This is a genomic window from Tsukamurella sp. II2bb, from assembly GCF_057815145.1.
The window spans coordinates 337,226-357,727 of the sequence record NZ_JBYPZI010000003.1 but is presented as its reverse complement, the minus strand read 5'-3'; the positions used below and the strand labels follow the sequence as shown (position 1 = coordinate 357,727).

The following is a 20,502-nucleotide window of genomic DNA, read 5'->3' as shown; positions in this document are numbered from 1 at the left end:
TACGGTGGCGGTGTGCATGGCAAGCGGTTGCGGCTGGTCCCGGTAGTGACGGTGACGACGGTGGCGCTCGGCGCGGCCCTCGCGGGGTGCGGCGGCGGGGATCCGGCCGGGGCCGGGGCCTCGTCGTCGGCGCCCGCCCGGCAGTCGGTGCCGGCCCCCGCGGCGACGGCGGGCTGTGCCGCCGCGCCGCCCGCGCTCCCGAGCCACGCGGTCACCGTCGACGTGCCGCAGGCGACGATCGTGCTCGACGCGCCCGGCGCCGGAACGCCCCGCGCGCTCGCGGTGCGGCCCACCGCGGTGGCCGAATACGCGCTGTTCACGAACTCGCTGCAGGTCTCCCAGGTGGCCGGGGAGCAGCCCTCGGGCGGCAACCGGGACGTGACGCTGCCGATGGCCGCCCAGCCCGCGTGCGCGGACCCGCTGGAGGTCTACCTGTACTTCGGCGCCCCGACCTCGACCGATCCCGCCACCGCGAAGGCCCTCGAGGTCGAGGAGGGATCGGTCGCCCTGGTCCGCCTGACGGACGGCGGTCAGGTCCGCTCGTTCACGCTGGCCGCGCCTCCCGGCGTCGCCGCCGAGGCGCAGAGCGCCTTCGAGCAGGCGCTCCTGCAGACCTTCCTGCGGCTGATCCCGCTCCCGGCCCAGCCGGTCGGCATCGGCGCGACGTGGACCGCGACCCGGTCGATCCGGGCCGAGAGCACCCTGACGCAGACGATGCACGTGACGCTGGCCGGCACCGTCGACAAGCCCGAACTGAAGGCGAAGGTCGAGGAGTCGCCCGACGACTCGGTCTTCCGGGTGCCCGGCAGCGACCGCACCCTGACGATCGAGAGCTACAGCTCCGAGGGTGGCGGCTCGATCGAGATCGACCCGGCGCGCGCCTTCGGTCAGGGCGGCGTGCAGCTGCAGGGCGGGCGCACCCTGGTGGGCGACGATCCGGCGCGCAAGCTGACGCAGAGGACCGGCAGCGTCTACCGGTTCGGCCCGCGGTAGCGCTGTCAGTGGCAGGAGGGCGAGTCGCGCCCGACCTGGATGATCATCTGGCAGGCGTACGACTTCTGCAGCTTCCAGCGGCCGTCGTCGAAGACGAGCGAGGCGTAGGCCAGCTGATTCGTGCCGTCCATGAGCACGGAGAACTGCGCCTTGGCGAGCCCCGGCTGCTCCAGCACCGGCCGGCCGATGTGCCAGCTGACCTGCGGGTTGTCGCGCCGCAGCTGCACCAGTTCGTTGAACAGCGGGCCGTCGGCGGCGGTGGCGCCCTGCACCAGCTGGGTCTTGTCCGCGAGCGGGACCCGCGGGTCCACCGCCCGGCTGAGCATCTCCTCGAGCTGCTGCGTCGACGGCGCCCGGTCCGGCGTGCTCGACGGTGCCTCCGTCACCTGGATCGAGGCGGTCGACGGCGCGCTCGACTGGGACTGCGTGTTCTGCCCGCCGCACGCACCGCAGGCCAGGCCCACCAGTACCGCGACGGGGGCCAGGGGGACCCATCCGCGCATCGAGAATCCACCTCCGTCCGAGACGTCGCTTCGCCGCCTCCACTATGCCAAACGGGGTGCGGTCCGCCACCGCCCCGGTGGCGGCGTGCGATGCTGCTCACATGCCTGAAGTGATCGTGCTCGCCACCGGCGGCACCATCGCCAGCCGCCACGACGATTCCGGTGCCGCGGTCCCCACCGACGGCGCCGCCGACCTGGTCTCCGCCGTGGGCGGCGTGCCGGGCGTCGGGGTGACGGTGCGCGATGTGGCCGCGGTGGATTCGTCCGCGCTGACCCTGGAGCAGCTCGACGGCATTCGCGCGGCGGTGGCCTCGGCGCTGGCGGACCCCGAGGTGGCCGGTGTGGTGGTGACGCACGGCACCGACACGATGGAGGAGACGTCCCTGCTGGTGGACCTCAGCCACGCGGACCCGAGGCCCGTGGTCTTCACGGGGGCGCAGCACCCCGCCGACTCCCCCGCCGCCGACGGCCCGGCGAACCTGGCCGAGGCGATCGCCGTCGCCGCCGATCCCGCCTACCGGGGGCTCGGGGTGCTGCTGTCCTTCGCCGGCGAGGTGCAGACGGTGCGCGGGCTCGCCAAGGTCTCGACCACCGCACCGCAGCCCTTCGCCGGCGGCGTCCCGGTCGCCGAGCTGCGCGGCACGGCGCCGCACCGGCTCCTCGCGAAAGCCGCGCCGATCGCCGGTGTCCGGGTCGACGTGGTGGCCTCCTACCCCGGGGCCGACGGTGCACTCGTCGACGCCGCCGTGGCCGCGGGAGCCCGCGGGATCGTGCTCGCGGGCACGGGCAGCGGAAACACGACCGTCGCGCTGGCGGACGCGGTCCGCCGCGCCCTCGACGCCGGGGTGGTGGTCGTGGTGTCGACCCGGATCGCCGCCGGCCCGGTGGACGCCGCGTACGGCGGGGGCGGCGGCGCGGCCGATCTGGTCGCGGCCGGTGCCCTGGTGTCCCGGCGACTGCGGCCCGGGCAGGCCCGGATCGTGCTGCTCGCGCTACTGGCCGCCGGGGTGGGACCGCGGTGGATCGGCGCGTACCTGGGGCGGTAGGACGTTCAGTCGGTGAGTTCGGCGCGCACGGCGTCGTTGTCCTCGCCGAGCGCGGGCGGCCGCCGGTAGTCGGTCACCGGGGTACGGGAGAAGCGGATCGGGTTGCGCACCTGGTCGACCGCCCCGTCGCCGACGGCGACGCGCGGGTCCAGACCGAGCCGCTCGGCGAGCGCGAAGCCGGAGGCGATGTCGCCGACCGTTCCCGCGGGGACGCTCGCGGCGGTGAGCCGATCGGCCCAGTCCCCCGCATCGCGCGCGGCGAGGCGCTCCTCGAGTACTGCGACCAGCGCGGGGCGGTGGCGGACCCGGTCCGGATTGGTCGCGAACCGCGGGTCCGTTGCCAGTTCGGGGGCCCCGACGGTGGCGGCGAGCCGCGCGAACTGCCCGTCGTTGCCGCACGCGACGGCCAGCAGCCCGTCGCGGCAACGCAGCGCCTCGTACGGCGCGATCGACGGGTGGGTGTTCCCCAGGCGCGACGGTGCGGCGCCCGTCGCGAGGAAGTTCGTGCCCTGGTTCGCGAGCGAGCCGAGGAGCGACGAGAGGAGGTTCACCTCGACGCGCTGGCCGAGGCCCGACCGCTCCCGTTCGTACAGCGCGGCGAGGATGCCCGCCACGGCGTCCTTCGCGGTGAGGACGTCCACGAGGGCCACCCCGACCTTCATCGGGTCACCGCCCGGTTCGCCGGTGATGCTCATCAGTCCGCCGAGCGCCTGGACGAGGAAGTCGTAGCCCGGCAGCGCCGCGCCACCGTCGGAGCCGAATCCGGTGACCGAGCAGTAGACGAGGCGCGGGTTCAGCTCGGCGAGTTCGTCGTAGCCGAAGCCCTTGGCGGCGAGCGCGCCGCTGCGGAAGTTCTCGACCACCACGTCGGCGCGGCGCACGAGTTCCCGTGCCGCGGCGCGGTCCTCCGGATCGTCGAGGTCGAGCTCGACGCTGCGCTTGGACCGGTTCGCCGATTCGAAGTAGGCGCTGGTGCGCTCGGTCCAGGGCGGCCCCCAGGCCCGGGTGTCATCGCCGACGCCGGGGCGTTCGACCTTGATCACGTCGGCGCCCAGGTCCGCGAGCATGACCGTCGCGAGGGGGCCGGCCAGCACCCGGCTGAAGTCCGCGACCATGATCCCGTCGAGTATCGGTGCCATCGTCATCCCCATCCGTATCGGTCGGCCTGCGTTTCCCACCGGATTGTCTCCCCCCGGGGTCACGGCCGGTCCGGCACACCCCCGCCGCGGCCGGTACGGCTAGCGTGGCGGGATGACCGACGAGTCCCGCCACATCAGCGTCGTCATCGCACGTCCCGCGCCGCAGGTGTACGCCTTCGCCCGCGATCCGGACAACCTCGTCGCGTGGGCGGTGGGTCTGGCGACGGGCGTGCGCCGCGACGAGGACGATCTGATCACCGACTCGCCGATGGGCGAGGTCCGGGTGCGGTTCGCCCCGGACAACGAGTTCGGCGTGCTGGACCACGACGTGACCCTGCCCGACGGGACCGTCGTGCACAATCCGCTGCGCGTCCTCGCGCACCCGGACGGCGCCGAAGTCCTGTTCACCGTTCGACGGCTCGGCGCGAGCGACGCCGACTACGACCGGGACTGCGCGACGGTGCTCGCCGACCTCGAGCGTCTGCGCGGGCTGCTGACCGCGAGCTGCTGACCGCGGGCGGGGCATGAGCGCGGGCGTGCCGCCTCCGCTGCCGCCGAACGGCCTACGCCGTGAGGGCTTGGTCGCCGGCCCCCGGGATGCCCGGCGTCACAGCGGCGCCGTCGATCTCGACGGCGTAGGCCGACCGCGCGTGTGCGCGGCGGTACGCCTCCGCGAAGGCCCACAATCGTTCGCCGATTCCGCAGCCTTCGAGCTGGGCTGAAATTCGCCGAGCCTCCGGGCCCTCGAGCCAATGCGCGAACAACTGTTCCGATTCCATCCCACTCCTCACATCGACCGTGTCCTGAACGCTAGGCGCTCCGTCAGGTGTGCCGCTACCCGAGGAACGCGGAAAAGCGGGCAACGGGACATGAAGAATCAATTGTTGCAATGCCACCACATCGCCGGAGATCCGGAATCGGCTGCACTCCATGCTTTTTCACTCGCATGGGCGCTCGTCGTGACCTTGTCGTGATCCAGGTACCAATTCCGTAACCATCGCCTCCCCGGCTTGGATCGTGCCCGTTCGGCGGACAGGATGGACGCCGTGGAACCCGATCGCACCGATACGGAGAAATGTGTGATTAACTCGCCTAATGACGAGCACACTTCCGCGGCCGAATCGCACGGTCGCCGGAATCGAGATTGACGTGACTCTCGCCCCCGTACGCCGGCTCGCCGACGGTGCCCTCGCCGCGGTCGAGCTGCAACTGCACGCCGCGAACGACGGCGCCCTGCGGTCGGCGCAGGACCTGCGCCGGGTCGCGCGGCTCGTCGACCAGAAGGAGGACCTGGACCGGATCAAGGCCGAGTGCATGTCCGACCCGCAGCTTCGAGCGCTCGTCGGCGAGATCCCCGTGGTCGCCGCGTTCGACGCACTGCACCTCGGCGACGAGCAGGCCCCGCTTCCGGCTCCGAGCACGCGGATCCTGGCCTCGGCCTCGGCGCGGCTCTTCGGCGCCGCGCCGCACCGTGCCCTGGCGACCCTGGCCGCCGCGCGGGAACGCGGGAACACGATCTGCCTCGAGGTCGGCACGGACGACGACCACGCCCTCGCCTTCCTCTCCCTCATCGAGCCCGATGTCGTGATCGTGACCCCGGAGTTCCTGCACGCGCCGGCGTCCGCCGAGACCGCCCGCGCCGTCCAGGCGCTCGCCGCCCACGCCGAACGGTCGCACTGCGTGATCATCGCGGAGGGCGTGGACGATGAGCACGGCCGCGCCGTCGCGGAGACGATCGGGGCGACGTACGGCATCGGCGCGCTGTATCCCGACCTACCGGCCGGCGACCTCCTCACCGAACCGGTCGCCGCGCTCCCCGACGCTCCCGTGTGGACCACCCCCGACGTGGGGTCGACGACGCCCTTCGCGCTGGCCACGCGGGACAGCACTCCCCGACGGGGCACCAAGGCGCTGCTGGTGGAGATGAGCAAGGCCCTGGAGGCCCAGGCCACGACCGCCGGAGGGCCCATGGTCGCGATCGGCACCTTCCAGCACGCGCACCACTTCACGCCCTCCACGGCCGCCCGCTGGGGCGCGCTGTCCGACGTGGTCGGCTTCGCCGGGGTGTACGGCACCGGCATCAGCGCAGTCAGTGAGCACAACCTGCACCGGGCGCCCCTCTCACCGGGGGACCCGCTCGTCGACGAGTGGACGGTCGCGCTCGTCGGCCCGCACTTCAGCGCCCTCATCGCCGCCCGGGACCTGCACGACAACGGCCCGGATCTGGAGCGCACCTTCGACTTCGTGCAGACCTTCGACCGGACCACCGTCGTCCAGTCGGTGCGCAGCGTCCTGAACCGATTCGCCTGACGCCGCCCGCCGCTGATCGCGAGAGCATGCCATAGGTCGCGGGCGGCGATCGAGCACGGCCCAGACTGCCCAAAGCACTTCATCGAACGCACCATCGATATTTATGGCGCATGATCGAAATTCGGCGTAGGATGGAGGGAACGGAGGGAGGGGCGATGACCGGCACTACCTGTACCGTTGCCGAGTACATGGCCGCCCTGGAATCCTTCGAACACGCCGCCGAAACCCTCGCCGCTGCGGACCCCGTTCTGCTCGGCTCGCAGGCGGTGCTGGATGCGCTGGGCCGGTTGGAGACCGCCGCCCGGAAGGTCCCCTACACCCAGCACGCACTGACCCAGGTCGCCGTGGAGCAGGGTCTGCCCGCCCAACTCGGCTACACCGGCATCCGGGAACTGCTCATCCAACGGCTGCGGCTCGCCGGGTCCGAAGCCCGCGACCGGATCCACGGCGCCCGGGACCGCGCACCCCGACACATCCACGGCGAACCACCCGAGCCGCGGTTCCCGCTCGTGGCCGAGGCCCAGCGGGACGGAACCATCTCCGACCGACACGCATCCGTGATCGAGCGGATCTTCCACAGTTGCCGCAGGACCATCAAGCCAGACCAGGCGGCGATCCTCGAAGATGTGCTTGTCACCGCGGCCGCGGACGTGCCGCCCGAAGACCTCCATGTGATCGGCAAACGAGCGCTGGCCTACCTCGACCCCGACGGCACCGAACCCAACAGCGAGACCATCAACCGCGCCCGAGGGGTGACCCTGCGTAAGCAGGACGACGACCTGATGTCCCCGCTCGACGGTTATCTCACCCCCGAAGGGCGCGCCCTGCTGGAGACCATCCTGGACAAACTCGCCCGGCCCGGAGTGAACAACCCCGACGACGCCGACGATCCCGTCGACCCCACCGATCAGGACGCGGTGCGCGCGGCGGCGAAGCGGGACACGCGGACGACTGCGCAGCGCAACCACGATGCTCTGGTCGCGGCGCTGCGCGTGGCGGTGAACTCCGGTGCGCTCGGGCAGCACCGCGGGGTGGCGTGCGTCCCGATCATCACCCTGACGATCGACCAGGTCGAATCCGAAACCGGAATAGCGACCACCGCCACCGGCGGCCGCATGCCCGTCGAAGACGCCCTGCGGATGATGGGCGCCAACCCCCGATACGTCCTCGTCCTGGACCTGGCCTCGCGGCCGCTGTTCCTCGGCCGCCAAAAACGGCTCGCGTCGGCGGATCAGCGGATCGCGCTCTACGGCTCCGAGAAGGGTTGCACCGCACCCGGCTGCGACGCCCCCGCCACCCGCTGCCAGGTCCACCACATCACCGAATGGGCTGACGGCGGCGCCACCGACATCACCTGCCTCACCCTCGCCTGCGACAAACACCACGGCAAAATCACCCCGGACACCAGTGACTTCCCGAGAGGGTGGGAGACCATCACCCTCCGAGATGGGCCGTACGCCGGACGCACCGGCTGGCGACGCACCGCCGACCCCACCGGCGAGTACCAGGTGAACCACAAGCACCACGCGGATGAGCTGTATCGCCAGGCACTACAACGCTGGCACCGCCACCGCGCCAACCTCATCAACCTCTGGCGCACCGAAGAACTCCGCGTGCGATACGAGGACTGCGTCGGGACCATTCACGACGACATCGCCGCGATCCTCGACAGCCCCCACGGCCCACCGATTCTTGAAACCCTCCTCGCCGAACACGACGCAGAAACCGACTGGGAACCACAGCACATCCCACTCGACGACGCGGCATGATCGCGCGCCCCCGGTCAGTCCTCCTCGTCGTCGTCGCTCCGGAGGTGTTCGGCAGGCCAGTCGAGGGAGTCGAGGGGGTCGGCCTCGCGGAGCAGGGGATCGTCGGCGCGGAAGGAGCGCATGCGACCGGGGCCGGAGGTGCGGGTCTCGAACCGCACGCTGAGCACCCCGTGGCCGGCGCCCTGCACCCAGCCGTGCCCGAAGTCCGGGTGCCGGACGTCCATGCCCGGCCGCCACGCCACGCCGTCGGCGGGCGCGTCCGCGGTGTCGGGCTCCGGGGCGGCGGCGTCGGCCTCGGGAACGGCGGGGGCGTCGTCGTTCTCCTCGCCGAACAGCGTGAACTGCTCGACGCTGCTCAGCCCGGAGAAACCGACGCCGACGAGCCGCAGGCCGCCGATCTCCATGGGGTCGAGCGCGAGGCGCTGCGCGGTCGCGGAGAGCACCGCACCGTCGGTGGTGGCGGACGGGAGCGTCGCGGACCGGGTGAGGAGGGACATGTCGGACCGCTTGAGTTTGAGGACGACGGTGCGCGCCCCGCGCCCGTCGCGGCGCAGCCGCCGCAGCGCGTGCTCGGCGCTGCGGTCGATCTCCCGGCGCAGCGCGTTCATCGTCGTGACGTCGGTCTCGAGGGTGTGCTCCGCGCTGATCGACTTCGCCTCGCCGTTCACCGCCACCGGCCGGTCATCCTCACCGCGCGCCAGCCGGTGCAGCGCCGGCCCGACCGTGGCGCCGAGCACCGACACCACTTCGACCTCGCTCATCGCGGCGAACTGGCCGATCGTGTCGATCCCCAAGCGGGAGAGCCGCTCCCCCGCCACCGGGCCGATGCCCCAGAGCTTGCGCACCGGCAGCGGGTAGAGCATCGACTCCTGCGCGGCGGGCGGGATGACGGAGACCCCGTCGGGCTTGGCGAGGCCGGAGGCGATCTTGGCGGCCTGCTTCCCCGCCCCCGCGCCGACGGAGGCGACGAGCCCGGTCTCCTCCCGGATGCGTCGGCGCAGCTCTTCCGCGAACGCCACCACCTCGCCGGACGACGCCCCCGCGAGCTCGGCCGGCTCGCCGAAGGCCTCGTCGAAGGACAGCGTCTCTACGACGGGGATCAGCTCGCGGACGGTCGCGAAGACCCGTCGGCTGACGGTGCCGTACAGCGCGCCGCGCGGCGGCAACACCACGGCGCCCGCGCCGACGAGCCGGCGGGCCTGGTGCATCGGCATCGCGGAGCGCGCGCCGAAGACCCGGGCCTCGTACGAGCACCCGGCCACCACGCCGCGGCCGCCGAGCCCGCCCACCAGCACGGGACGCCCGCGCAGCGTAGGGCGGGTCAGCTGCTCGCAGGACGCGAAGAAGGCGTCCATATCGAAATGCAGCACCCAGCGCGCGCTGCTCACGCGAACGGCCTCAGTCCTCGGGGTGGAACACGGGCCGCCGCTTGGCCAGGAAGGCGTCAACGCCCTCCACGCCGTCGGGCGCCGTGATCGCCCGGGCGATGCCCTCCCCCTCCGCCGCCATGGACTCGACGACGGTACGTCCCGCGGCCTCGCGCATGACGCGCTTCGCGGCGACGAACGCCGAGGTGGGTCCCGTACGGAGCCCCTCGACCACGGCGGCGACCTCGGCGTCGAGCCGGTCGGCGGGCACTGCGCGGCTGACCAGCCCCCAGTCGGCTGCCTCGCGGCCCGTGAGCGCGCGGTTGGTGAGCAGCAGGTCCATCGCGCGGGGCCAGGTCAGCCGGTCCGGGATCACCCAGCCGAGGCCGCAGTCGGGCGTCAGGCCGGCCGCCGTGTAGGCCATGAGGAGCTTGGCCTCCTCGGCGGCGAGCACGACGTCGCCGCACAGGGCGACGCCCAGCCCGCCCCCGGCGGCGGTCCCGTGGATCACCGAGACGACGGGGATCTCCAGGCCGTGGACCACACCCAGGCCGGCGTGGATGGCATCGGCGATGGCCTTCACCCGGGCGCCGCGGTCGGGCGCCGTCGCGAAGTCCTCGAGGTCGCCGCCCACGCTGAACAGCTTCCCGCGGGCGCGGACGACCGCGACGCGCACGGTTCCCGCCGCGGCGTCCGCAGCGAGCCGCTCGGTCGCACCCCGGAACGCCTCCGCCAGGTCCAGGTCCAGGGCGTTGCCGCCCGGGCGCACCAGTTCGACGGTGCCGACGCCGCCGGCCGCCGTGTACTCCACCCGCTCGGCGGCGCCCGCCTGCTCGCTCCGTTCGCTCATCGTCACGCCTTCACCAGCGTCGCGCGGGCACCGTCGCCGATGTCCACGCCGTCGGGCGCGGGACCGAACTCGAGAGAGGTGGCGAGCACCTCGCCTGCGATGAGGTCCTTATGCGCCTGAGCCGCGGGCAGGTGCTCCGCCGGCACGTCCAGGACCAGCGAGATCCGGTCGCTCACGTCGAGCCCGGCGGACCGTCGGGCCTCCTGGATCTCGCGGATGCGGTCCTTGGCCCAGCCCTCGGCCTCCAGCTCTGCATCCACCGTGAGGTCGAGGACGACGAGCCCGGCACCGTCGGGCAGCTCCGCGGTGGAATCGGGCGCGGCGGCGACCAGCTTGCGGGTGAACTCGCCGTCCTGCAGCGCGATGCCCGCGGCGGTCACCACGCCGTCGGCGACGGTGTAGTCGCCGGACTTCACGGCCTTGATCACCGTCTGCACGTCCTTGCCCAGGCGCGGGCCGGCGGCGCGGGCGTTGACCGCGATCTCGACCCGGCCGTACTGATCGGCATCGGAGGAGACCTGCACGTCGCGCACGTTCACCTCGTCGGCGATGATCGCCGCGAAGGGCGCGAGCTTCTCCGCACCGGGCCCGGCGACGGTCAGCGAGTGCAGCGGCAGCCGCACGCGCAGCTTGTTCGCCTTGCGGACCGACGAGGCGACCGAGCACACGTCGCGGACCTCGTCCATCGCGGCGACCAGCTCCGGGTCGGCGGGCAGGTCGGTCGCCGACGGCCAGTCGGTCAGGTGCACCGACTCCCCGCCCGTGAGGCCTCGCCACATGGCCTCGGTCGCCATCGGCAGCAGCGGCGCCGCGAGCCGGCAGGTGGTCTCCAACACGGTGTACAGCGTGTCGAAGGCACCGTCGTCCGAACCGTCCCAGAACCGCGCCCGGGAACGACGCACGTACCAGTTGGTCAGCGCGTCGACGAAGAGCCGCAGCTCCTCGCAGGCGTCGGCGATGTTGCAGGTGTCGAGCGCCTCGGTCATCGCGTCGCGGGTCTGCGCGAGCTTGGCCAGGATGTACCGGTCCAGCACGTCCTCGGAGTCCGTGCGCCACACCGCCGGCTTCTCCGCGTACAGCTGCAGGAAGGAGTACGCGTTCCACAGCGGCAGCAGGGTCTGCCGCACGCCGTCGCGGATGCCCTGCTCGGTGACCACGAGGTTGCCGCCGCGCAGGATGGGCGAGGCCATGAGGAACCAGCGCATGGCGTCAGAGCCGTCGCGGTTGAAGACCTCGTTGACGTCCGGGTAGTTCCGCTTGGACTTGGACATCTTGAGGCCGTCGTGGCCCAGCACGATGCCGTGCGCGGCGACCGTGCGGAAGGCGGCGGAATCGAACAGCGCCGTCGCCAGCACGTGCAGGTTGTAGAACCAGCCCTTGGTCTGGCCGTTGTACTCGACGATGAAGTCGCCCGGGAAGTGGCTGTCGAACCACTCCTGGTTCTCGAACGGGTAGTGGACCTGTGCGAAGGGCATCGAGCCCGACTCGAACCAGCAGTCCAGCACCTCCGGCACCCGCCGCATCACCGACCGGCCGGTGGGATCGTCCGGGTTCGGCCGGGTCAGCTCGTCGATGTACGGGCGGTGCAGATTCGTCGGGCGCACGCCGAAGTCGCGCTCGAGCTCGTCCAGCGAGCCGTAGACGTCCACGCGCGGGTACGCGGGATCGTCGGACACCCATACCGGGATGGGGGCGCCCCAGTACCGGTTGCGGCTGATGTTCCAGTCGCGCGCGCCCTCGACCCACTTGCCGAACTGGCCGTCGCGGATGTGCGCGGGGCTCCAGGTGATGTCCTGGTTCAGCTCCAGCATGCGCGGGATGATCTTGGTGACCTCGACGAACCACGAGGGCACGGCCATGTAGATCAGCGGCTGGCCCGAGCGCCACGAGTGCGGGTAGCTGTGCTCGATGGTCTCGTGCCGCAGCAGCCGGCCCTTGGCCTTGAGATCCTTCGCGATGACGGGGTTCGCGTCGAACACCTGCAGGCCCTCGTACGGCGGTACGGCCGAGGTGAACTTGCCGCCCGGATCCAGCGGCTGCACGACCTCGATGCCGTACTTACCGGTGGCGAGGTCCATGTCCTCCTCACCGAAGGCGGGCGCGAGGTGCACCACGCCGGTACCGGAGTCGGTGGTCACGTAGTCCGCGAGGAGCGTGACGTGCGCCTTCGGGTGGCCCGCGAAGAAGTCGAAGGGCGGCTCGTAGGCGGCGAACTCCAGCTCGCGCCCCTTGTACCGGCCCTTCACCTCGGGCGACTCCCCCAGCTCGCGCGCGTACTGCCCCAGCCGCGCCTCGGCCAGCAGATAATCCTTGCCGTCCGCGCCGGTGACGTGCACGTAGTCCAGGTCCGGGTGCACGGCGATCGCGAGGTTCGAGGGCAGCGTCCAGGGCGTGGTCGTCCAGATCAGGGCCTCGACACCGTCGAGCGCCTCCAGCGGGGTGCCCTTGGTGCGCAGCGGCATCCCGACGGTGACCGCCGGGTCCTGCCGCATCTTGTAGGCGTCGTCGAGCTTGGACTCCTGGTTCGACAGCGGCGTCTGCTCGTACCAGGAGTACGGCAGCACCCGGTAGCCCTGGTAGATCAGGCCCTTGTCGTGCAGCGTCTTGAACGCCCACATGACGGACTCCATGAAGTCCAGGTCGAGCGTCTTGTAGTCGTTGTCGAAGTCCACCCAGCGGGCCTGTCGGGTGACGTACTGCCGCCACTCCTCGGTGTACCGCAGCACCGAGGTGCGGCAGTAGTCGTTGAACTTCTCCACGCCCATGGTCTCGATCTCGGACTTGTCCTTGATCCCCAGCTGGCGCTCGGCCTCGAGCTCGGCGGGCAGGCCGTGGGTGTCCCAGCCGAAGCGGCGGTCGACCTTCTTGCCGCGCATCGTCTGGTAGCGCGGGACGAGGTCCTTGACGTAGCCGGTCAGCAGATGGCCGTAGTGCGGCAGGCCGTTGGCGAAGGGCGGGCCGTCGTAGAAGACGAACTCCTCCGTGCTGCGCTGATCCGGCCCGCTCGCTGCGCTCCCGGCGCCGTGCTCACGGTTCGCGATCGACCTGCGGAAGGTGTCGTTCTCGGCCCAGTACGCGAGGACGCGCTCCTCGAGATCGGGGAACGACGGGGTGCCCGTGCGGGCGGGGGCATCGTCGTCGCGGGTCATGTCGACCAGCGGATAGGGGCGCTTGCTGCTCACGGTGACTCCTCGTGCCGTCTACTACCAGCACGGGGACGATGCCCGGCCCTGTGACCGGACTCCGCGGTACCACCCCGCTTGCGCCTCCCCGGTCGTGCCGGGGGCGGCGCCACTTTCTTACGAAGGCTGTGACGGGCCCACCCGTCCGGTTCTACTGAGGCGGGACCGCCCGTTCTTCCGGATGCTCCCCGGTGATGGCCGGATCAACGCAGTGCTATCACCAAGGATAGCGGTTGGTGCAAGGTCATTTCTTGCCGGGATCGTCCGACTCCGGCTCGGGCTCCTGGGGCGGAGTCCACTCCGTGCCCCAGGCCTGATCGATCCGGATCTGCGGGATCTGATCGGTCATGTCCGGGTCGTAGGTCCCGGGCGCGAACAGCCCGCGCGTGGTCTCGTCGTCGGTGTCGGCCGGGGACTCGTGCTCCCAGCCCGTGGGCCCGCCCAGGGGGCCCATCCCGAACTGGGTCGTCGGGCGCGCATCCTCGTCCGGGCCGTCGTGCCGCCCGAACTCCTCGTGCCCGACGGTGCTCGCCTCCCGCGTGGCCTCGTCGACGGGCTGCTCGCCCTCGTCCGGGGTCTGTTCCGAATCCGCGGGGTCCGGGCCGTCGCCGGCGGCGCGGGCCGCCCCGCCCGACGGTGCCGTCTCGTCCCGGTCGTCCTCCGACCGGTCCCCCGGGCTCCAGGCGCCGGCGGCACCGTCGGATCCGGCATCGTCGGCCTTGTCCCGGTCGCCGCGGCGATAGGTGAGCACGTCGCCGAGCAGCAGGCCGACGCCCACCACCGAGACCACCACGCAGGCGATCGCGAGCCAGAGATTGGCCGTGACCAGGGCGACGATCAGCAGGATGAACCCGATGACCGTCGCCCCCAGTGCGGCTAGCAGCATGAGAATCCCGCCCTCGTACCGATGCTCCGGTACCAGCGGCTACTTGTACTGCTGGTTGCCGCCGGCGTTGCCCGGATCGTTGAAGTCGCCACCGCGGCCCTGGCCGTGATCGACCGGGGCGGCGCTGCGCAGCGACTGCAGCTCCTCGAGCTGGCCTTCCAGGTAGGTCTTCAGGCGCGTGCGGTACTCGCGCTCGTAGGTCTTGAGCTGCTCGATCCGACCCTCCAGCACAGTGCGCTGCTGGTTGATGGTGGTCATGATCTCGGTGTGCTTCGCCTCGGCCTCGGCCTGCAGCGCGTCGGCACGCTCCTGCGCCTGGCGCAGCTGGTTCTCGGAGCGGGTCTGGGCGTCGGCCAGCAGCGCGTCGGAGCGCTGGCGCGCGTCCGAGACCATCGCCTCGGCCTTCTGCCGGGCGTCGGTGACCATGGCCTCCGACTGGGCACGCGCGTCGGCGACGAGCTTCTCCGCCTCGGCCCGCGAGTTGTTCGTCAGGCGGTCCGCGGTCTCCTGCGCCAGGCCGAGCACCTTGGCGGCGCGCACGTGCGCCTCCTCGGTGGACGCCGGGGCGGCAGCAGCAGCGGCGGGGGCCGCGGGCTCCGCAACGGCGGGCGCGTTCGGCGCCGGTGCGGCGAAGGCGACGGTGCTGTCGGCCGACGGCTGCTCGCCGCCACCCGCGCGGGCCTCGCTGAGCTCGCGCTCGAGCTCGGCGTTGCGCTGCTGCAGATCGTTGTTCTCGTCGATCAGCCGAGCGAGCTCGGTCTCGACCAGATCGAGGAACTGATCCACCTCATCCTCGTTGTAGCCGCGCTTTCCGATCGGCGGCTTGCTGAACGCCACGTTCCTCACGTCGGCGGGTGTCAGCTTCATAGGTCGTTTCCCCTCAATTCGGCTGCTCGACAGAACTCAAGTCACTCGGACCAACACTGTAACTAGTGCACATCCTGTCACACCAGACCCGTTTGTTCCTCATCACCCAAGAATCACGCGATGAAATGACCGAAATCATCCGTGCGATCACCCCGCTGACCGGCTCAGAAGGCGAAGGCGTAGATCAGCTCGCGCGCGACCCAGATCAGCACGAACAGAACGATGTAGGACAGATCCAGCCGGACCGAACCCAGCGAAACCGGCGGGATCAGCTTCCGGAGGAGCTTGAGCGGCGGGTCCGTGACGGTGAACAGCGCCTCCAGCAGGATCGCCAGGATCCCCGACGGGAACCACTCCCGGGCGAAGGACTTCACCACCTCGATGACGAGCCGGATCAGCAGCAGGAAGGAGTAGATCGACAGGAAGATGAGGACGGTCAGCCAGAACGCTTGCACGGGTACCAGTCTGCCCGAGTCCGTCAGCGGTTGTAGAAACCGGTCTCCGCGATCCGGGCCCGATCCTCCTCCGTGACGTCGATATCGGCCGTGGCCAGCATGAACACCTTGGTCGTGATGCGGTCGAAGGAGCCGTGCAGCGCGAAGGTCAGGCCGGCGGCGAAGTCGACGAGGCGCTTGGCGTCGGCGTTGTCCATCGCGGTCAGGTCCATGATCACCGGGATGCCCTCGCGGAACCGCTCACCGATCGTGCGCGCCTCCTCGTACGAGGTGGGACGCAGGGTGGTGATGCGCGACATGGGGTTCTCCTGGCTCAGCACGTCGGCACGAGTGTCCATCGCCAGCGCGCCACGGGTGGACGGGGCGACGGGCCGCGAGGCCTCCCGCAGCGGCTCCAGGCGCGGCAGCGGGGCCCGCGCGGGCTCGCGGTAGCCGCGCTCGAAGCGGTCGTCGTAGCCTGCGCCACGGGCGGCGTAGCCGTCCTCGTAGGCGGGCCGGTACGAGTCGTACTCGTCGGCGTGGCGACCGTCGTAGGCGTAGCCGCGGTCACCGCGGTAGTCCGAGCGGTAGTCGTCGAAGTCGTCGTCGAGGCTGCGGCGTCCGCGCGGCTGCGGGGTGCCCTCGTCGACGTATCCGTCGTCGTAGGCATCCAGCGGAACCATCCCGAAGTACGCCTTGACCTTGTGCAGAGTGCTCATCTTTGCCCTTCCTCGGCGCCTGCATGGGCTGGTGTGACGGTTGTGACTGTCGTTATGGAAGTGAGATTAGTGGGGAACCCGTGCGAATGGCGGTTCCGACACGCGCACGAATTCCATCGATGTCATTTACGGGGTGTCGATCCAGATCACAGAGGCGAGCCGCCCCGTCGGCGCGCCCCGTCGGTGTGAGAACAACGTGCGGTCGCTGATCGTGCACCGCGGGTCCTCCGCGACCGCGGCCACACCGAGGCCCTGCAGCTGCCGGCGGATGCCCGCGCGCAGGTCGAGCCCGTCGGTCCCCTTCGCCGTACGGCACCGGCTGCCCGGGAGGTGCTGCTCGACGTCCGCGGCCATCGCCGCCGGCACCTCGTACTGCGCGCCGCTCGCGGCGGGGCCCAGGAAGGCGCCGATCCGCTCCGGGCGGGCGCCCAGGTCGCGCATGGCGTCGATCACGGCGGGCACGATGCCGATCCGCGCCCCCACCCGCCCCGCGTGGACCGCGGCCAGCACGCCCGCCTCGTCGTCCGAGAGCAGGATCGGCACGCAGTCCGCGGTGAGGACGGCCAGCGCGAGGCCCGGTACCGCGGTCACCAGGGCGTCGGTCGCCTCCACGGGCTCGTCCCGCGGACCGTCGACGACGGTGACGTTGCGGCTGTGGATCTGCTCCATCCAGACCACGTGGCCCGGCTCCACGCCGATCTCGCGCTCGAGGCGCTGCCGGTTGGCCGCCACGGCGGCGGGATCGTCGCCGACGTGGTCGCCGAGGTTGAAGGTGTCGTACGGGGCCTTGGAGACACCGCCCGCACGGGTGGTGGTCACCCGTCGGACCCGGTGCGCTGGGACAGGAGCGTTCGCGGCTTCAGTCATGTCGTCGAGACTACTGACGGCGCCCCCGGCAGAGCCGGGGGCGCCGTCGTGGTCGAAAGCTCAGCGGCGGTTCTGCAGGAAGGACGGGACGTCGAGGTCGAAGTCGTCGTCCGAGCGCGTCCCGCGCGCCGCGGGGCCGGTCGCGAACGGGTCATCGGTGCGCGCCGGGCGGGCGCCGAAGGGATTGCCGCGGCGCGGCTCCTCCGGCTCGGCGACCGGCTGCTCCGCGGCCGTGTGCTGGCCACCGACGACGCGGATGCGACGTGCGGGGGCGGCACCGTCGAAGCCCGCAGCGATGACGGTGATCCGGACCTCGTCACCCAGGTTGTCGTCGATCACGGTGCCGAAGATGATGTTGGCGTCCTCGTGCGAGGCGCCCTGCACCAGCGAGGCGGCCTCGTTGATCTCGAACAGGCCCAGGTCGCTGCCGCCCGCGATGGACATGAGCACGCCGTGCGCGCCCTCCATCGAGGTCTCGAGCAGCGGCGAGTTCACCGCGGCCTCAGCGGCCTTGAGCGCGCGCCCCTCGCCGCGCGCCGAGCCGATGCCCATGAGCGCGCTGCCGGCGCCGGACATGACGCTCTTGACGTCGGCGAAGTCGACGTTGATCAGGCCGGGGGTGGTGATCAGGTCGGTGATGCCCTGCACGCCGTTGAGGAGGACCTCGTCGGCGCTCTTGAAGGCGTCGAGCGCGGAGACGCTCACGTCGCCCAGCTGCAGCAGGCGGTCGTTCGGGATCACGATGAGCGTGTCGCAGGACTCCCGCAGCGAGGTGATCCCCTGCTCGGCCTGCTTGCCGCGCCGGGCACCCTCGAAGGTGAACGGGCGGGTCACGACACCCACGGTGAGCGCGCCGAGCTTGCGGGCGATGCTCGCGACGACGGGCGCGCCGCCGGTGCCGGTGCCGCCGCCCTCGCCCGCGGTCACGAAGACCATGTCGGCGCCCTTGAGGAGCTCCTCGATCTCGTCCTTGGCGTCCTCGGCGGCCTTGCGGCCCACCTCGGGGTCGGCGCCGGCGCCGAGGCCGCGGGTCGAGTCGCGGCCCACGTCGAGCTTGACGTCGGCGTCACTCATGATGAGCGCCTGCGCGTCGGTGTTGATCGCGATGAACTCGACGCCCTTGAGCCCCTGTTCGATCATCCGGTTCACGGCATTGACGCCGCCGCCGCCGATGCCGACGACCTTGATTACGGCGAGGTAGTTGTGCGCGGCGGTCATGTTTCGCCTTCCCTATGGGTGTGGAGTCTGTGCCCTGAGACGAACTCTAAACCTCAACAGAAGGCTTAAAGTTATGTCAAGTAGCTGGTCTGAAACCAAGGTAGAGGGCGTCGCGCCGCAAACCCCGCAGGCGCATGGGCGTGTCGGGAAAAACGTTCTCGGTGAGCGGAAGAGCACACTCAGCGCGTGGTCGGCATGTCCGGGTTGATCACGGTGAACTCGTGCCCGGGGCGGGTGAGCACGAGGCGCAGTGCCGCGATCTTGGCGTCGGCCCGCGACTCGTCGCCCCAGTAGACGACGCGCTTGTCGCGCAGCACGAAACGCACGTTCGCCGGCGAATCGGCCCCGACCTCGACGACCTGCCCGTGCAGGTCCGGCGGCAGCGACCGCAGCACGGCGATCGCGGACTTCGTCGACGGATCGTCGGACTTCGGATCGGCGACGACGAGCTTGGGCGTGAGGATCGGCGGCTCGGGCACCTTGATGAAGGGCACCCCCTTGGCGTCGACGAGCACGGTGCCCGCGGGCCGCTGCGCGTACGCCACGACCTCGCGCTCGACGACCTCCACCACGAGGGTCGACGGGTACTTCACCGTGACCGTGGCGCGGTCGATCCACGGGCTCACCGCGAGCACCTGCGCCGCGTAGGCGTCCCGCTGGCCCGGCGTGATCTGCAGCAGCGGGCGCCCCTTGAGCGGCTCGACCACCTTCGCGACCTCGTCGGACGGCGCGTTGGCCGCTCCCGTCACCGAGACATCGCGCGCGGAGAGCACCGGCGAGAAGTACGCCGCGGCCACCAGGCCGCCGGCGACGATCAGCGCGAGCAGGATCAGCAGCAGCCGCCGCAGACCCGGAACGCGCCTGCGCGTCGCGGGAGCACTCACGCGCCAGCCTCGGCGCCGCGCTGCGCCAGTACGTTCAGGATGGCCGGTGCCTGCATGGTCACGTCGCCGGCGCCCATGGTGATCACCACGTCGCCCGGGCGGGCGAGACCGGCGACCACGCCGGCCACGTCGGCCTGGCTCGGCACGTAGTGCACGGGTGCGGTGACCCGCTCGGCGATCCGCTCCCCCGTGACGCCTGGCAGCGGAGCCTCCCGCGCGCCGTAGACGTCGAGCACGACGACCTCGTCGGCCAGGCTCAGCGCCTCGGCGAACTCGGCGGCGAACTGCTCGGTGCGCGAGTACAGGTGGGGCTGGAAGGCGACGATCACCCGGCCCGGCCCGGCCTGCTTGGCGACCATCTCGGCGGCGGCGGTCAGGACGGCGCGGACCTCGGTCGGGTGGTGGGCGTAGTCGTCGAAGACCCGCACGCCCTGTTCGGCGCCGCGGATCTGGAACCGGCGGTGCACACCGCCGAAGGCCTCGATGCCCGCGATCGCCTTCGCCATCGGGAAGCCGGTCGCGGCCACGGCCAGCGTCGCGGCGACGGCGTTGAGCGCCATGTGCTTGCCGGGAACCGACAGCAGGAGCGCCCGCTCGGTGACGGCACCGTCGGCGTCCGTGAACCGAACCTTGAGCATGCCGCCCTCGGCGCGGGGCTTGTAGTCGATCAGCCGGGCCGCGAGGGGCACGTCGGGCGCGAGCTCCGGGCGCGTGCCCTCGCCGTAGCCGAGCACGCGGACCCCGCGGTCGCGCAGCGCGGCCCAGGTGCGCTGGGCCAGTGCCGCGGAACCGGGGTCGTCGAGGCACACCACCAGGGTGCCCCCGGGGCGGATCCGCTCGGTGAAGGCGTCGAAGACCGCGACGTACTTCTCCTCGGAGCCGAAGAAGTCCAGGTGATCGGCCTCGACGTTGGTCACGACGACGACGTCGGGCGAGTACTGCAGCAGCGAGCCGTCGGATTCGTCGGCCTCGGCGACGAAGACCTCGCCCGTGCCGTGGAAGGCGTTGGTGCCCGACTCGTTGAGCTCGCCGCCGACGGCGAAGGACGGGTTGGCGCCGCAGTGCTGCAGGCCCACGACCGCCATCGACGTGGTCGAGGTCTTGCCGTGGGTGCCGCTCACGAGCAGGGTGCGGTAGCCGTCCATCAGGTCCGCGAGGACCTCGGGCCGCAGGATCACGGGGATCCCCCGACGGTGCGCCTCGACCAGCTCGGGATTGTCCTTCGGGATCGCGGCGTGCGTGGTCACGACCACGGTCGGGCCGCCGGGCAGCAGGTCCAGGGCCTCGGGACTGTGCCCCACCTGGATCTGGGCGCCGCGGGCGCGCAGCGCGATGACGCCGCGGGACTCCTTGGCGTCGGAGCCCGAGACGAGTCCGCCGCGGGAGAGCAGGATCCGCGCGATGCCCGACATGCCGGCGCCGCCGATGCCCACCATATGGACGCGCTGCAGTCGCTGCGGCAGCTCCG

19 protein-coding genes are annotated in these 20,502 nt (G+C 71.4%); 5 read left to right on the top strand and 14 right to left on the bottom strand.

All coding sequences use genetic code 11. The features are described 5' to 3' along the window. Positions 1-12 precede the first annotated feature (12 nt). Positions 13-993, top strand: a complete 981-nt coding sequence (locus tag AC21LY_RS10165; protein ID WP_489046339.1) for a hypothetical protein — start codon at positions 13-15, stop codon at positions 991-993. Positions 994-998: 5 nt separating this feature from the next. Here the strand turns inward: AC21LY_RS10165 and AC21LY_RS10160 are convergent, their stop codons facing one another. Next, positions 999-1,496 carry a WKL family lipoprotein gene (locus AC21LY_RS10160; RefSeq protein ID WP_489046338.1) on the bottom strand — a complete coding sequence of 166 codons (498 nt, stop codon included), beginning with the start codon at positions 1,494-1,496 and terminating at the stop codon, positions 999-1,001. Between the two features lie 101 nt (positions 1,497-1,597). Between AC21LY_RS10160 and AC21LY_RS10155 the strand changes: the two genes are divergently transcribed. Next, complete coding sequence (locus tag AC21LY_RS10155; RefSeq protein WP_489046337.1) at positions 1,598-2,542, top strand: asparaginase; 945 nt, start codon at positions 1,598-1,600, stop codon at positions 2,540-2,542. 5 nt (positions 2,543-2,547) lie between these two features. On the opposite strand, the gene AC21LY_RS10150 is transcribed toward AC21LY_RS10155, so the two are convergent. Next, positions 2,548-3,681, bottom strand: a complete 1,134-nt coding sequence (locus AC21LY_RS10150) for a CaiB/BaiF CoA transferase family protein (RefSeq protein WP_489046336.1) — start codon at positions 3,679-3,681, stop codon at positions 2,548-2,550. Positions 3,682-3,793: 112 nt separating this feature from the next. Here AC21LY_RS10150 and AC21LY_RS10145 point away from each other — a divergent pair, with 112 nt between their 5' ends. Next, the gene (locus AC21LY_RS10145; protein WP_489046335.1) at positions 3,794-4,192 is read left to right on the top strand and encodes an SRPBCC family protein; all 399 of its coding nucleotides are present in this window, start codon (positions 3,794-3,796) and stop codon (positions 4,190-4,192) included. A 52-nt stretch (positions 4,193-4,244) separates the two neighbouring features. Here the strand turns inward: AC21LY_RS10145 and AC21LY_RS10140 are convergent, their stop codons facing one another. Further along, positions 4,245-4,460, bottom strand: coding sequence for a hypothetical protein (locus AC21LY_RS10140; protein ID WP_489046334.1), 216 nt, complete (start codon positions 4,458-4,460; stop codon positions 4,245-4,247). Between the two features lie 370 nt (positions 4,461-4,830). Here AC21LY_RS10140 and AC21LY_RS10135 point away from each other — a divergent pair, with 370 nt between their 5' ends. Together AC21LY_RS10135 and AC21LY_RS10130 are read left to right on the top strand one after the other, a co-directional pair. Continuing rightward, on the top strand, positions 4,831-5,991 hold the full coding sequence (locus AC21LY_RS10135; RefSeq protein WP_489046333.1) for a DICT sensory domain-containing protein: 1,161 nt from the start codon (positions 4,831-4,833) through the stop codon (positions 5,989-5,991). Between the two features lie 155 nt (positions 5,992-6,146). Continuing rightward, entirely contained in the window at positions 6,147-7,760 is a 1,614-nt protein-coding gene (locus AC21LY_RS10130; protein ID WP_489046332.1) for an HNH endonuclease signature motif containing protein, read from the top strand. A gap of 14 nt (positions 7,761-7,774) precedes the next feature. Here the strand turns inward: AC21LY_RS10130 and AC21LY_RS10125 are convergent, their stop codons facing one another. The 11 genes from AC21LY_RS10125 to murC all read right to left on the bottom strand — a co-directional run bounded on the left by AC21LY_RS10125 (position 7,775) and on the right by murC (position 20,470). After that, on the bottom strand, positions 7,775-9,148 hold the full coding sequence (locus AC21LY_RS10125) for a DNA polymerase IV (RefSeq protein WP_489046331.1): 1,374 nt from the start codon (positions 9,146-9,148) through the stop codon (positions 7,775-7,777). A gap of 10 nt (positions 9,149-9,158) precedes the next feature. Further along, positions 9,159-9,977, bottom strand: a complete 819-nt coding sequence (locus tag AC21LY_RS10120) for an enoyl-CoA hydratase/isomerase family protein (RefSeq protein ID WP_489046330.1) — start codon at positions 9,975-9,977, stop codon at positions 9,159-9,161. A gap of 2 nt (positions 9,978-9,979) precedes the next feature. Continuing rightward, on the bottom strand, positions 9,980-13,126 hold the full coding sequence (gene ileS / locus AC21LY_RS10115) for an isoleucine--tRNA ligase (RefSeq protein ID WP_489046451.1): 3,147 nt from the start codon (positions 13,124-13,126) through the stop codon (positions 9,980-9,982). Positions 13,127-13,403: 277 nt separating this feature from the next. After that, positions 13,404-14,045, bottom strand: a complete 642-nt coding sequence (locus tag AC21LY_RS10110; RefSeq protein WP_489046329.1) for a hypothetical protein — start codon at positions 14,043-14,045, stop codon at positions 13,404-13,406. 39 nt (positions 14,046-14,084) lie between these two features. After that, positions 14,085-14,912 carry a DivIVA-like cell division protein Wag31 gene (gene wag31, locus AC21LY_RS10105; RefSeq protein ID WP_489046328.1) on the bottom strand — a complete coding sequence of 276 codons (828 nt, stop codon included), beginning with the start codon at positions 14,910-14,912 and terminating at the stop codon, positions 14,085-14,087. A 164-nt stretch (positions 14,913-15,076) separates the two neighbouring features. After that, positions 15,077-15,367, bottom strand: a complete 291-nt coding sequence (locus AC21LY_RS10100) for a YggT family protein (protein ID WP_489046327.1) — start codon at positions 15,365-15,367, stop codon at positions 15,077-15,079. A 23-nt stretch (positions 15,368-15,390) separates the two neighbouring features. Continuing rightward, a complete protein-coding gene (locus AC21LY_RS10095) occupies positions 15,391-16,065 on the bottom strand; it encodes a cell division protein SepF (protein ID WP_489046325.1) in 675 nt (224 codons plus the stop codon). A gap of 126 nt (positions 16,066-16,191) precedes the next feature. Beyond that, complete coding sequence (gene pgeF, locus AC21LY_RS10090; protein WP_489046324.1) at positions 16,192-16,932, bottom strand: peptidoglycan editing factor PgeF; 741 nt, start codon at positions 16,930-16,932, stop codon at positions 16,192-16,194. Positions 16,933-16,992: 60 nt separating this feature from the next. Next, complete coding sequence (gene ftsZ / locus AC21LY_RS10085) at positions 16,993-18,150, bottom strand: cell division protein FtsZ (RefSeq protein WP_489046323.1); 1,158 nt, start codon at positions 18,148-18,150, stop codon at positions 16,993-16,995. A gap of 179 nt (positions 18,151-18,329) precedes the next feature. Next, positions 18,330-19,034 (bottom strand): cell division protein FtsQ/DivIB, encoded by a 705-nt coding sequence (locus AC21LY_RS10080; RefSeq protein ID WP_489046322.1) that lies wholly within the window; start codon positions 19,032-19,034, stop codon positions 18,330-18,332. Continuing rightward, on the bottom strand, positions 19,031-20,470 hold the full coding sequence (gene murC / locus AC21LY_RS10075) for a UDP-N-acetylmuramate--L-alanine ligase (protein ID WP_489046450.1): 1,440 nt from the start codon (positions 20,468-20,470) through the stop codon (positions 19,031-19,033). The genes AC21LY_RS10080 and murC overlap by 4 nt, the downstream gene beginning before the upstream one ends. Positions 20,471-20,502: the final 32 nt, after the last annotated feature.